The sequence below is a fragment of the Bacillus sp. FSL E2-8887 genome, from assembly GCF_038007205.1.
GTDB lineage: Bacteria > Bacillota > Bacilli > Bacillales > Bacillaceae_G > Bacillus_A > Bacillus_A mycoides.
In genome coordinates, this window is sequence record NZ_JBBOWS010000001.1 from 4821471 (window position 1) to 4835512 (window position 14042).

The 14042-nt window shown below is 36.0% G+C and carries 15 protein-coding genes; 2 read left to right on the top strand and 13 right to left on the bottom strand.

The features are described from left to right. Positions 1 to 120: 120 nt before the first annotated feature. Positions 121 to 312 (top strand): helix-turn-helix transcriptional regulator, encoded by a 192-nt coding sequence (locus tag NSQ08_RS24925; RefSeq protein ID WP_340779500.1) that lies wholly within the window; start codon positions 121 to 123, stop codon positions 310 to 312. Then, positions 313 to 825 (top strand): DUF3278 domain-containing protein, encoded by a 513-nt coding sequence (locus NSQ08_RS24930; protein WP_016093604.1) that lies wholly within the window; start codon positions 313 to 315, stop codon positions 823 to 825. A gap of 143 nt (positions 826 to 968) precedes the next feature. On the opposite strand, the gene NSQ08_RS24935 is transcribed toward NSQ08_RS24930, so the two are convergent. The 13 genes from NSQ08_RS24935 to cps2T form a co-directional block, all read right to left on the bottom strand. Next, positions 969 to 2303 (bottom strand): MFS transporter, encoded by a 1335-nt coding sequence (locus NSQ08_RS24935; protein WP_002034819.1) that lies wholly within the window; start codon positions 2301 to 2303, stop codon positions 969 to 971. Positions 2304 to 2322: 19 nt separating this feature from the next. Then, positions 2323 to 3357 (bottom strand): ABC transporter substrate-binding protein, encoded by a 1035-nt coding sequence (locus NSQ08_RS24940; protein ID WP_340779504.1) that lies wholly within the window; start codon positions 3355 to 3357, stop codon positions 2323 to 2325. Next, positions 3354 to 4136: a DUF3919 family protein gene (locus tag NSQ08_RS24945; protein WP_002089688.1), complete on the bottom strand. Its 783-nt coding sequence runs from the start codon at positions 4134 to 4136 to the stop codon at positions 3354 to 3356. Before NSQ08_RS24945 ends, NSQ08_RS24940 begins: the two co-directional genes overlap by 4 nt. 66 nt (positions 4137 to 4202) lie before the next feature. Beyond that, positions 4203 to 5633 carry a HAMP domain-containing sensor histidine kinase gene (locus NSQ08_RS24950; RefSeq protein ID WP_340780260.1) on the bottom strand — a complete coding sequence of 477 codons (1431 nt, stop codon included), beginning with the start codon at positions 5631 to 5633 and terminating at the stop codon, positions 4203 to 4205. A gap of 11 nt (positions 5634 to 5644) precedes the next feature. Further along, the gene (locus NSQ08_RS24955; RefSeq protein WP_002166430.1) at positions 5645 to 6316 is read right to left on the bottom strand and encodes a response regulator transcription factor; all 672 of its coding nucleotides are present in this window, start codon (positions 6314 to 6316) and stop codon (positions 5645 to 5647) included. A 118-nt stretch (positions 6317 to 6434) separates the two neighbouring features. Next, positions 6435 to 7427 (bottom strand): UDP-glucose 4-epimerase GalE, encoded by a 993-nt coding sequence (galE, locus tag NSQ08_RS24960; RefSeq protein ID WP_340779507.1) that lies wholly within the window; start codon positions 7425 to 7427, stop codon positions 6435 to 6437. Positions 7428 to 7517: 90 nt separating this feature from the next. After that, positions 7518 to 8336: an SGNH/GDSL hydrolase family protein gene (locus tag NSQ08_RS24965; protein WP_340779509.1), complete on the bottom strand. Its 819-nt coding sequence runs from the start codon at positions 8334 to 8336 to the stop codon at positions 7518 to 7520. Between the two features lie 98 nt (positions 8337 to 8434). Beyond that, complete coding sequence (gene tagU / locus NSQ08_RS24970; protein WP_340779513.1) at positions 8435 to 9349, bottom strand: polyisoprenyl-teichoic acid--peptidoglycan teichoic acid transferase TagU; 915 nt, start codon at positions 9347 to 9349, stop codon at positions 8435 to 8437. Positions 9350 to 9464: 115 nt separating this feature from the next. Further along, entirely contained in the window at positions 9465 to 10304 is an 840-nt protein-coding gene (gene rfbD, locus NSQ08_RS24975) for a dTDP-4-dehydrorhamnose reductase (RefSeq protein WP_340779515.1), read from the bottom strand. 3 nt (positions 10305 to 10307) lie between these two features. Further along, positions 10308 to 11327, bottom strand: a complete 1020-nt coding sequence (rfbB, locus tag NSQ08_RS24980) for a dTDP-glucose 4,6-dehydratase (protein WP_340779518.1) — start codon at positions 11325 to 11327, stop codon at positions 10308 to 10310. A gap of 11 nt (positions 11328 to 11338) precedes the next feature. Continuing rightward, positions 11339 to 11896, bottom strand: coding sequence for a dTDP-4-dehydrorhamnose 3,5-epimerase (gene rfbC, locus NSQ08_RS24985; RefSeq protein WP_340779520.1), 558 nt, complete (start codon positions 11894 to 11896; stop codon positions 11339 to 11341). 13 nt (positions 11897 to 11909) lie between these two features. After that, positions 11910 to 12803 (bottom strand): glucose-1-phosphate thymidylyltransferase RfbA, encoded by an 894-nt coding sequence (rfbA, locus tag NSQ08_RS24990; RefSeq protein WP_340779522.1) that lies wholly within the window; start codon positions 12801 to 12803, stop codon positions 11910 to 11912. Between the two features lie 78 nt (positions 12804 to 12881). Next, the gene (cps2T, locus tag NSQ08_RS24995; RefSeq protein ID WP_340779524.1) at positions 12882 to 14039 is read right to left on the bottom strand and encodes a beta 1-4 rhamnosyltransferase Cps2T; all 1158 of its coding nucleotides are present in this window, start codon (positions 14037 to 14039) and stop codon (positions 12882 to 12884) included. Between the last annotated feature and the right edge of the window lie 3 nt (positions 14040 to 14042).

A 14042-nucleotide genomic window follows, 5' to 3' on the forward strand; every position in this document is an offset into this window, starting at 1 on the left:
ATTGTATCGCCCTCATTTTTGTCATATATATTTGACATTTTATTTATCCAAGTGTAGAGTGTCATATATATGTGACACTTCGGTACACGAAGCCTACAACTATTAATAGGAGGTTTATATTTGAATAACGTTAAAAACTATCGAAAATCTGAAGGCCTGTCTCAGCTAGAATTAGCTAAAAAAGTTAATGCGGCTAGACAGACAATAAACTTAATTGAAAATAATAAATATAATCCTTCTTTAGCTTTATGTATCGAATTAGCAAAAGCGTTAAAAACAGATTTAAACAGCCTATTTTGGGAGGGAGATTAAATGATGAAAATTGAATGGAAAGAAAAAGTTTATAATAATTTTATTGGAACAATTAGTGAAAGAGATGAGTATCAAAAACAAGAAATCAATAAAGAATTAGCTATAGCTGGAATTGGTTTATGGTGGTTAAATATGTTGGTAATGCTTATTATGTTACTCGTCGATACTATGAACCATACAATATCTATAGGTACTATATTTATTTTTCTTATTAATATGATTTACGCTAATTATTTAATCTTTAAATTGAAAAAAAAGGGCCTAAATGATACTGAGTGTGCAACAGAAGAAGAGTATTTTAAACATAAAAAGACATTAAAAAAAGCTGGCTTAAAAGCAGGTGCACTTTGGGGATTCCAAATGTTTGTATTTATGACTTATATCCTTCCTTATTTAGGTTCAGAAGAAATCTCTGTCTCTTTATTTGATGTTGTACTTTGGGGCTGTGCTGGGGCTTTTTTCGGTCTATCCATGTATGTAATTGCTTTATTAAATCTAAAAAAATTATATTAAATAACTAGCCCCTTAGTAACTGAAAGTGCTATTTATTATATAAGCGATTTACACATAAAACTTTAATTTTACATATGGTCGTCCTTTCGATTATTAAAAAAGCGATCCAAAATAATAATTGGATCGCTTTCCCGAATAAACTATTACGCCACTTTAGGACCTTTTCTCTCATGTCCCATTTGAACAATCAGTAAGAAAATTGTTGATAAAACACCGCCTGCTAACAGTAACATGAAACAACCATCCCAGCCAGAACGATCAACAATAATACCAATTGCTGCGTTTGCTACGAAGCTTCCTCCAACATAACCAAACAGACCACACATACCAACTGTTGTACCTACTGCAAATTTCGGTACTAATTCCATTGCACTTAAACCAATTAAAAATTGTGGTACATAAATTAAACAACCGATAACAGAAACTGCAATACTCACAACAAGTATGCTAGTTGCTTGCCAATATACAACCGTACCAACAACAACCCCAGCCATACTAATAACACATAATGGCATACGTTTCCCTTTGAATAATTTATCACTTAAAAAGCCGACAATTAAAGAACTTGGAATCGCTGCTGCCTCAAATATTGAATACGCTGCATGCGCTTCTGTTTTTGTAAAACCTTTAACTGTTGTTAAGTAAATTGGTACCCAGTTAATAACACCGAAGCGAATTAAGTAAACAAATGCATTGGCAATACATAAATACCAAACGAACTTATTTGTCACTACATATTTCATTAAAATTTCTTTTGGTGACATCTTGTTAGCATTATCTGCTTTTTCAAGATCTTCATAGTCATTACGATACTCATCAATTGGCGGAAGACCTTCAGATTCTGGTGTATCCTTCGCATTAATCCATACTAGAACTGCAATTACCATAACGATAATCGCTGGGAAAATAAATACGCCACCTTGCCAATGACTTTCACCAAAAATACCTACACCAATTCCAATGAATGGCGGAACAAGTAATCCACCAACGTTATGTGAAATATTCCAAAGACCTGTTTTCGTACCACGTTCTTTCTTTGAAAACCATTTCGTCATAACAATACTACACGGTGGTGCTCCCATACCTTGTACAATACCGTTTAGAACAAGTAATGTTAAAATCATCCCAAAGGAAGATGCAAAACCGAAACAAATATTAACAAGCCCAGATAAAAATAAACCTACTGCAATAAATCGTTGAGCAAAAGCCTTATCCGATAAATTCCCCATAAAGAATTTACTAAGTCCATAAACAACAGCCATTACTGCACCTAATAACCCGATTTGTGTAGTGCTAAATCCGTACTCGTCTACTAAATACGTAGTAGATAAATTAAAGTTACTACGAACTAAATAATAAGCAGCATACCCAACTGAAATTCCCATTAGCACACGAATACGTAATAATTTGTATACCCTGTCAATCATATCCGCCGGCAATCTCTCAATTGCAGGTGCTGGCTTAAGCCATTTAAACATATTCTTTCGTCTCCTTTTCTCACTGCTGAGAGAGACGCTGTCTATTCCATATCTCGATTATTCCACTATTTGATATATTTTTGTTCGTCCTTCTAACCGGCTGACCTTCTATCTCTTTCTGATTCTTCGCAAACATCGTTGGTACGCCAAACGAAACTTTTTCTAAAATGTGCCCCGCTTCTTCTGATAAACAATAATCAATAAATAAGTCCGCAATAATACCACTCGGTGCACGCTTCAGTTTCGAAATCGCATTAACAGATAATCCTGTTTGCTCAGGTTCATTACTTACAATAGGAAAGCCTTGTTTCTGAAGCATTCTCTGATCGCCCGCAAAATTGATGCCTATCATATATTCACCGCTCGCAACCAGTTCTGCGGGCATATAACCATTCACCGTTACTTCACCAACTTGCCTTGCAAGATTCTTAACATACTCTTTCGCTTCTTCTTCACCTAAAGTATCAATAAGTGATTGAAACAAAGTATATGCTGTGCCGGAAACATTTGGATCAGGCATTGCAATCTTACCCGTATATACCGGATCTAATAGATCTTGCCACCTTGATGGATAGGGAAGACCGAGCTGCGCTATTTCTTCATTCCACCGCTCTTTATTAATCGCAATTGCCAATTTCTCCACCTCATAACCGTACCAATAACCGTCTTTATCTTTAACAGTCTTGGAAATGCGATTCGCATGCTGGGTCGTAACAGGAATAGAAAGGTTCTTTTGCTTCATCATTTGATGCGCATCTACTGTGCCGCCAATAATAATATCCGCCTTCGGATTTCCAGCTTCCTCTTCTACTCTCCGAAGAAGTTCTTCTGTCGATAGACGAATAAATTCATATGTACACCCGCGTTGTTTACAAAATGAAGAAAGCAAAGCTTCACCAACTTCCTCGCGGGCCGCTACATACGCAACGAGATGACGATCATCCAAAATAGGGAGACCACTTTTATTATATTTAATAGAGGTTGTATCTCGAGAGCAACTAGACATCGCTCCTCCGATTACTAGCAAAAAGAAGAAAAAGGCTATCTTTCTCATGACACACTCTCCTTTACAAGAAATTCTGCTAGGGAGCCCTTCATATACATGACATTCCCGTTATTATCACCGAGATATTGCACAACAAAGTACGATGGATACACAGAAATAGTTAGAATATCCTCCCGCTCATTCTTTACACGTTTGCCTGTTTTATAGGCAGTAATATAAGCAATCGGCTCATTCTGTGATTGTAATAATTTCTGAATTTCTCCGTAATCTGTAATTTGCTTTGCGTATCGAATAGAATCAAATATTTGCGTAAGATCTATAGTACGTATTACATCCCCTTGCCTCACTACAACTTCCTTTGCCTCCGCAAAGAAATTACTAATGCGCTCTGGTGTATAATACAGACTTAACAAATACGTTTGAAATGCTGAGATCATCGGATCCGTGCCATTCTTTCCGTATACATTAGCCTCGTACTGGAACAAGTCACCTACTGCAAAAGTACGTTTATGTCCATTCAAGTACGTTACTTCTCCAGTAAATACTTGTTCTTGATTCCTCGCTTCTCTTGGTTCTATTCGAATTCGGTCAAAGAATGAAACAATCGTATGCAAACGAACTTCATCCGTTACAACAATTTCTCCCCACTTCTCATGCCTTACTTTCACTTCAGTAGGAAGGGATTCATTCACTCTTTGTAAAACGGCTTGTTTGTCATCCACAATTGTGATTCGATTATATATTTGCTTCTCAATAACATAAAACAAAATAAGAGAAACGATCATACAAAAGACAAACATAAGAATTTGAAATGATAGCCTTTTCATTTCTGCCTACCTCCAAGATAAAAAAACGTTGTTTCGAAAATACCGCATAATTGTTTCATAAATGTATCATTTAACCGCTTTCAAGTTTTTTATATCTTCCATCCGTCTCGGAAGTAAAAATGTAATGCATATTGTAGTTCCCATTTCTTCACTACTCTCAATTCGCATACTTCCGCCTTGCTTCTTCATAATCTCCTGACAAATGTATAAGCCATAGCCATTCCCGTAACTTGAAGGAAGCACCTTACCTTCCGGAGACTCATTCCATTCTGCAAGCACACCTTCATCCATACCAATACCATCATCATGAACAAAAACTTTCGCTTCCTGCTCATTTATAATTACATTCATACGAACTTGCGTAGCATCACTATATTTAATCGCATTATCAAGCACATTCAAGAAAATTTGCTTCGTCTTATCAAAATCCGCAACGACGTGTACTTCTGTTAACTCATTCATAACTTCAATTTCAAACTGCTGCAACCTAAGTTTCACAATCGAAACCGCTTCTTCTGCCAAATCTTTAATATTCACGACCGTAGGTGACACTTCAAACGTACTCTTCCCGTACTTTGAAGACTTAAGTAATTCCTCTACAAGTGATAATAGACGCTCACTTTCTACAGACACATAACGGAGGCTCTCCTGCACATCCTCCTTCGACTGCAACTTCGGAATTAAATCCACATAACCGATAATTGCCGTTAGCGGTGTTTTCAGCTCATGCGTAATGCGGTCCAAGAAATCTCTCTGTTTCTCTTTCTCTTCCTTCAGCTGCTTAATATGCAGCTCAATCCCATCAGCCATCGCATTAAAGGACGCTGAAAGCTGCGCAATTTCCACATACTCATTCAGCTCAATCTTACTTTCATAATCTCCATTCGCAAGCCGATATGCCATTTGCCTTAACTGATCAATTGGTTTATGAAGAGACTTCGCCAAACGAATCGCAAAGAAAATACCAGCAGCTACTAAACAAAGCGATGTCATTAAAAACGTCCAACTTACATTTGTTAAAACTTCCTTCTCATCCGTTAACTCATTTATAAAACGAATACTTCCAATGACATCGTTTCCATAATAAACCGGACTTGAAAACAAAAGAATTGGAGCTGGGTCTCCCTCCTCGAAAACATAAGATTTCTTTCCCTTCAAAGAACTCTCAATGTCAATATTCCGATGAAGTAACGCTCCTTTTTGTGTATCTGCAACAACATCTCCATTCTTCCCAATCATCTGCACCCGGACATCCATTCGCTTCGCTAAATACGAAGCAATTAAAAGCGAATTAGGCCCTAGCGTCTCTACTTCTGCTTCCTTCTCTAAATAATTCATCGTATAAATTTGCGCTTCCACACTTAACTTTTCTAAGGAATCTGCCGCATTATGATACACATTCTTCTCCAGTGCAATATAAACAACCGCATACAAAAGAACAAGAATTGGAATCAACAACCCAACTATTCCAAACACCATATTTCGTTTTAAAGACATATCATCACCTTTTAGCAATCAAGCTTATACCCCACACCATAAATTGTCTTAATATACTCCCCGCTTGCGCCGAGTTTCTTCCGAAGCCTTTGCACCATAATATCAACCGCTCTCGTATTTCCGATATACTCAAACCCCCATACCTTCTCTAATAGCTCATCTCTCATGAATACACGCTGCGGATTCGAAACAAACAACTGACATAAATTAAACTCTCGGTACGTTAACTGAATCTCCTGCCCACTCACATGAAGCTTTCGTTCCTTTGGACAAATAAGTAAATCACCAGCCCCAATCACCTCATGATTTAAAGGAACCTCCTTCTTCTTCACGCGCCGCGCCATATTCTTCACCCGAAGAATAAGCTCCGCATAATTAAAAGGCTTCGTCACATAATCATCAGCTCCAAGCTGAAGACCAAGTAACTTATCATTCATCTGACTCTTCGCTGTCAACATAAGCACCGGAATATCACGCTCCTTCTCCCTGAATAAACGTAACAACTCATACCCATCCGTATCAGGAAGCATCACATCTAAAATAAGTACATCCGGCTGCTCATTCCATCTCTCTAAAGCTTCTCTCCCATCAGCCGCCGTCAATACTTCATACCCTTCCATCTCTAACTGCATCCGAATCAAATTACGAATACTCGATTCATCATCTACTACAAGTATTTTCATCATTCTCCTCCTTCCATCCCGTATTATAGTACAGTTTAGTATAGCAAAAATAAGGCAAAAAAAGAGAGGGTATTGTCGAACATATTTTGTCGACGATACCCTCTCTCATTTATTAAACTTATTTCTCATACCCATTAGGTTTCTTCTGATGCCAATCCCACGCGTGCTCGATAATTGTCTTCACATTTACATACTCAGGATTCCATCCTAACTTCTCTTTCGCCTTTTGAGAAGAAGCTACTAAGCGTGCTGGATCTCCCGCACGGCGTGGTGCCATCTCAGCTGGAATCTCATGATTCGTAACTTCACGAACTGCATCAACAATTTCTTTTACACTAAAGCCATTACCATTTCCTAAGTTGTAGAAATCACTTTCCCCACCATTTTGTAGGTCTTTAAGTCCTAAGAAATGAGCTGCCACTAAATCTTCAACATGAATATAATCACGGATACAAGTACCATCTGGTGTATTATAATCATCACCGAACATCATAATCTTCTCACGTTGACCTAACGCCACTTGTAAAACAAGAGGGATTAAATGTGTCTCTGGACGGTGATCTTCCCCGATAATACCACTTGGAGTTGCACCAGCCACATTAAAGTATCTGAAAATCTTATAGCGTAAATTTGAAGCTTGGCTATACCAATGAAGCATCTTTTCGATTGCTAACTTCGTCTCTCCGTATGTATTCGTCGGATTTGTCTTCGTTTCCTCAGTAATAAGATTTACATCTACCTCACCATAAGTCGCCGCAGTAGAAGAGAAAATAAACTTATCTACTTTAAACTCATCCATTACTTCTAGCAGGCAAAGTGCACCATACACATTATTATTATAATACTGAAGAGGCTTCTCCATACTAACTCCAACTAAAGAATCAGCTGCAAAATGCATAACCGCCTCGATATTTTCTTGTTTAAAAACATCTCTTAAAAATTCCTTATCACGAAGGTCACCATTATAAAACTTCGCACCTTCCGTAATCGCATCTTCATGACCAGTTTGTAAATTATCTACTACAACTACAGATAAACCTTCGTCTACTAATTTTTTAACAGCGTGAGAACCGATATAGCCCGCTCCGCCGCAGATTAGAATTGAATTCATTGTCTTCCTCCTACATATATTAGGATTTCTTACTTACTCACTTTCTTATTATAAAAGGTATACGATTGCTCGTATACCTTTTATATATCATTACTTAGCTACAAAATAATCCGTTACATATTGTGCCCAAACTTCATGTCCCTTAGCATTTGGGAAACCGAACTCTGTTTGTAAGTACGGTAAAATTGCTTTCGTTGTTGCATCAGGCCAAGCTCCCCAATGATCAACATATGTATAACCATTTTGCGTCGCAAATTGTTTTAATGCTTCAATCGCTTTCGGATAATTCTTCGCACCATACACTGGGTTTGATGGTTGAATCATAATTGTAGTGCCTTTTGCACTAGTAGAAAGTGCTTGCACAAACTTCTGTGTACTCGCTACAGAATTTCCATTACCAGTTTTTCCGTTATCGGTAATAAATGGTGGTTCAAATAAAATTACATCTGGATTGTCTTTCGCAATCTCTTTATCGCGTTTATTTGCAATTAATTCCTCTGTACTTTCACCCTTATATTCCTTTACCGTCACATTCCATAAACCTTTACCGTAAGAAGCCTCTAAATTAGCAGTGAACTTAGCTACCCAAGCATCTTTTTCAGATGAAGAAGCTTCATCACCAACAATAACAAGATTTACTGCCTTCTTATCCTGAGCAGCTTTCTTTAACTTCTCTTTCACTGCATCTGGCAAGTTCTTTGCGTATGCTTCATTAAAAGATGACTTTGCATCTTGTTTTTTCTCTTCCTTCTTCGCTCCGCTATCTTTCACTTCAGCCTTTGTTTTCGTTACTTCACTCGTTTGCCCTGTTGCATTCGCAATCTTCTTATTCCAATATAGTTTACCGCTCACAACCGAAGCAATAAACAATACAAAAATAAATAGGACAACTACTGCTTTCTTATTCATCGATTCACCTCATCTATTAATCTCACAATATATAATACTAATATAAACCTACGCAAAAATAAACCCAACTCCTTCCAAAGGAGTTGGGTTATTACATATTACTTAGTCAATTCAAGATGTGCTCTTAACTTATTCGTTATATCTTGTTTTGCTGCATCTGGAACATAGTAGTACCAAATACCATCAGCGGCTTTGTGGCCGTCACCTGGAATTTGGATTTCTTCACTGTTCTCCATACAATCTTTATAGTTCTTTTGAATATCAAACATTTGATCTTGTGTTAAACTTGTTTTAACGTTTTTCTCAATTGCTTTTAATACGTCACCATAGCTCGCTAGAGAAGAAACACTCGCACCCTTTTTAATTACAGCTTGGATGACTTGACGTTGACGCATTTGGCGACCGAAGTCACCGCGTGGATCTTCGTAACGCATACGAGTATACTTTAATGCCGTTTCACCATTTAAATGAATATTCCCTTTAGCAAAATGCGATTCCCTTGATGTAAATTCCAAATCATTATTTACATCAACACCGCCAACGGCATCTACAATATCTTTGAATCCAGCCATGTTTACTTCAATATAATGATCAACTGGTATATTCAGAAAATTCTCTACTGTTTTTACAGTCATATCAATGCCACCGAAAGCATAAGCATGGTTGATTTTATCTTTTTTGCCTTTCCCTACAATCTCCGTATAAGAATCTCGTGGGATACTCGTAATTTTCATAGATTTTGTTTTTGGGTTTAAGGTAAATAACATAAGCGAATCCGATCTACCTGTTCCATTATCTTCTTGATCTACACCCATCAGTAAAATAGATATAGGTTTATTATCTGCAATCTCTACTTTCTTATCTCGTTTATCGGACTTATCACGATCTAACGGTTTGTGTACTGTATTTAACGTATTAGATACATTAGAGTAAACAGTATATGCATATACACCACCAGCAACAACAAGAACACCAATGATACCTAGAATCCAAAATAGAATCTTTTTCTTCATCGTTTTTCCTTCTTTCAAGTAACAAATTAAATAACTTTATTTTTATCAGGTATTATTCCATATAAAACTATACAGATTTACAAATCATTTGTAAATCACTAATTCCCCCACTATCTTACAAATTCTTAAGAAAATCTTTTAACGCTTTTTTCCAATCTTGGAATGATTCAAATCCATTTTGTTCAATCATCCCTTTATCTAGCACCGAATATTTAGGGCGTGCAGCAGGCCTTGGAAAATCTTCTGTCGTTAGCGGATTAACCATTATTTCAATATTAGATTGTTCGAATATCTCTTTTGCAAACTCATACCACGAACACACCCCTGAATTAGAACCATGGTATATCCCATATTTATCAGTTTGTACAAGGTTAATAATAAATCTCGCTAAGTCAGTTGTATAAGTTGGTGAACCCACTTGGTCATGAACAATCCCTAATTCTTTCTTCTCCTCTGCCAAACGTAGCATCGTCTTCACGAAATTATTACCATATAAACCAAATACCCAAGAAGTCCTAACAATATAATTTTTTGAACAATACTCTTGTGTATACTGTTCTCCAACCAATTTCGATTTACCGTATACAGTCTGAGGATTAGTTTGATCATCCGCTTTATATGGTTCATTTTTTGTTCCATCAAAAACGTAATCAGTACTTACATAACAAAACTTTGCCCCCACTGCTTCAGCAGCTTTCGCTAAATATTTCGTTCCTTCAGCATTGACATTAAAAGCAGCTTCTTCATCGCTTTCCGCTTGATCTACTTGTGTATATGCTGCCGTGTGAATAATAATATCCGGCTGAATTAATAATACTTTTTCGCTTACTTGTTTTTCATCTGTAATATTTAACTCTTCTCTGCCGAGCCCAAAGACTTCCCATGTCTGTTCTTCTAATAAATTTACTACATCCTGCCCTAACTGTCCTTTAGCTCCTGTTACCAATACTTTCATATTTTATACCTCTAATCTATTAGCATATTGATTCTTGAAGTATTCTTGGTATTCTCCAGAAATAATATTTTTCCACCAATCTTGATTTTCTAAATACCATTTAATAGTTTGTTCAATGCCTGTATCAAAGTTATACTTTGGTGACCAACCTAATTCTTCACGAAGTTTTGTCGCATCAATTGCGTAACGACGATCATGACCTGGGCGATCTGTAACATACTTAATTAGAGATTCTGGTTTATCCAATGCTTTTAAGATTGTTTTTACGATTTCAATGTTTGTACGTTCATTGTTTCCGCCAACATTGTACACTTCACCATTTTTTCCTTTATGAAGTACTAAATCGATTGCCTGACAATGATCTTCCACATGTAACCAATCACGTACATTTAAACCATCTCCATATACAGGTAATTGCTTATCATTCAACGCGTTAATAATCATTAGAGGAATTAACTTCTCTGGGAAGTGGAAAGGTCCGTAATTATTTGAACAACGCGTAATATTTACAGGCAATCCAAACGTTTCATGATAGGCGCGAACTAATAGGTCTGCACCAGCTTTACTTGAACTATATGGGCTATTTGATGCTAAGGGTGTTTCTTCCGTAAAGTAACCAGTTTCGCCTAAAGTTCCGTATACCTCATCTGTTGAAACTTGTAAGTATTTTTTTACTTCTGCATTTTTAGCAGCATCTAGCAATATTTGTGTACCTTGAATATTCGTTTGAATAAAAATATCAGGATTTGTAATACTTCTATCTACATGCGACTCTGCTGCAAAGTTTAATATATAATCAAACTTTTCCTCTTTAAATAATTGATTAATAAACTGACGATCTGCTATATCACCTTTGACAAATTTATAATTAGATAATCCCTCAATATCTTTTAGATTTTCTAAATTACCTGCATATGTTAACGCATCTAAGTTTACAATATTGTATTCAGGATACTTCTTCACCATATATCGAACAAAGTTACTTCCAATAAACCCTGCGCCACCTGTTACTAATAACTTCATGTTATTCCTCCTTATTTCTCGTACACAAAATTAATATTTGCTTCTTCTAATAGTGGATGTTTAGTATCCTTTTCTGAAAGAATCGGTTCACTTACCGGCCAATCGATTCCTAATGCTGGGTCATTCCATAGAATACCTGCATCATGATCAGGAGAATAGTATTCATCTACTTTATACGCCACTGTTGAATTCGGTACTAATGTACAAAATCCATGCGCAAATCCTTTTGGCACAACTAATTGGCGCTTATTATGCTCACTTAAAATAACACCAACCCATTGACCATATGTAGGTGAGCCTTTACGAATATCAACAGCTACATCATAAATAGCACCTGTAATACAGCGTACTATCTTTGTCTGTGCTTTAGGATTTAACTGAAAATGTAATCCACGTAATGTTCCGGCTGGTACTGATAAAGATTGATTATCCTGAATGAATTCATACTCCAAACCAAGTTTATCAAAAACATCTTTATTATAACTTTCCATAAAATATCCACGATGATCCCCAAATACTTTAGGCTCTAAAATAACTACATCCGGAATCTTAGTTTCAACAATATTCATTATACGTACTCCCTTATTGATAAATTGGTTGTTTTTGTTTACTTTGTTCTGCCAATCGAATTAAATATTGACCGTATTGATTTTTTTTCATCGGCTCCGCTAAGTCTAATAGCTTCTCACGTGTAATATATCCTTTTCTAAAGGCTATTTCCTCTAAACAAGCTACTTTTAAGCTTTGACGTTTTTCAATTGTTTCAATAAATTGAGATGCCTCTAGTAACGACTCGTGCGTACCAGAGTCTAACCAAGAGAAGCCACGTCCAAGAATTTCAACATGTAACTCTTGTAATTGTAAATAAACCTTATTTATATCCGTAATTTCCAATTCACCACGAGATGATGGTTTAATATTCTTTGCAATCTCTATAACACGATTATCATAGAAATATAAACCTGTTACAGCATAATGTGACTTTGGATCTTGAGGTTTCTCCTCAATAGAAATAGCCTTTCCATCTTCATCAAACTCCACAACCCCAAAACGTTCTGGATCATTTACATAATATCCAAAGACAGTTGCCCCTTCTTGACGTTCTACGGCGTTTTGTAATAATTTCGTTAAACCGTGTCCATAGAATAAATTATCACCAAGAACAAGAGCTACAGAATCATTACCAATGAACTCTTCTCCAATAATAAATGCCTGAGCTAAACCATCTGGAGAAGGCTGCACAGCATATTCAAGTTTTATCCCAAACTGTGAACCATCTCCCAATAACTCTTTAAAACGAGGTGTATCCTGTGGTGTAGAGATAATTAAAATTTCTTGAATACCAGCAAGCATTAATACTGATAATGGATAATAAATCATTGGCTTATCATATACAGGTAACAATTGTTTTGATACCGCTTGTGTAAGTGGATATAAGCGTGTTCCACTACCTCCAGCTAGAATAATACCTTTCATAAATTACTCGCACTCCTTTATATATATCATAGAAATAGGGAATAAATCTGTCTAGATTCATCCCCCTTCTAATTTTTGTTATGACTTTAAAAATAAAGATTCATAATCATTTACAATTTTCTCCCATGAGTATTCATGGATAATTCTATCTTTCGCCTTACTACTCAATTCATTAATTTGTTCTTGTGAATATCGCTCAACTTCATGAATTAAGTTAGCTAAAGAGCCACCTTCTTTAGAGAAATAAACAGCTCCTTCTTCCCCAACCTCTTTATTAAACACCACATCTAGAAGCATATTTAATTTTGTAGAAGCCAATGCTTCTAATAATGATGGATTCGTTCCACCTACTTCATGCCCATGGAAATATGCAAATGCATTTTCACGAACTTTCTTCAATAATTCTTGGTCATATACAGTTCCAACAAACTTAACACGAGGATCCTTATCAAAATTCGTCGTTGCTAATAAATCTTGATAAAATTGATTTTGTTCAACGTTAGAAATAATCACAAAGTCTTTCTTAGAATCTGACTTCATAAATTCACGAACCATTAGTTCATAGTTGTTCTCTGGAACAAAACGACCAACTACTAAATAATATTCATTAGCATTTATATCATGTTTCTTATACCATTCATTTAATTTTACATCATTGTCTTTTAAAGATGATGATGTGACATCCGCACCATAAGCAATAAATGTCGTCTGAGGGCTATACTTTTTATAATCTGTTTTAATGTATGACTCAATCCCTTTAGAATCGCATACTAATAAATCTGCATGTTTGACCATTAGCTTCTCAGATATTTTCCAATATGTTCTGATAGCAGGACTCCATTTGCTTCTCTTCCACTCATGACCATCTGGATTTACAAATACTTTTACACCCATTTTTTCTAGCTTCCCTTTATAAAAGGAAAAGAATGGTCCAATACGGCATGCTAGTACATATACAATACAGTCTGTTAGATTATTCTTTTTGATATAGCGAATACATTCTTTTAAACTAAATATATCGTATGCTACTGCTTTTGCACTACCAATTTCAGGTGTTTTCACATTAAAACATCTTGCGTTATTATGTTTAAATTCATCACTATTATCAGCTAAACAAGACACATGATATTGAATCTGTTCATTTTGTTTTCGAGCTGTTAAGTATTCTACAAATGTTTCGAATCCACCATATTTTGCGGGGATTCCTTTCGATCCGATGATAAATACATGTTTCATTGT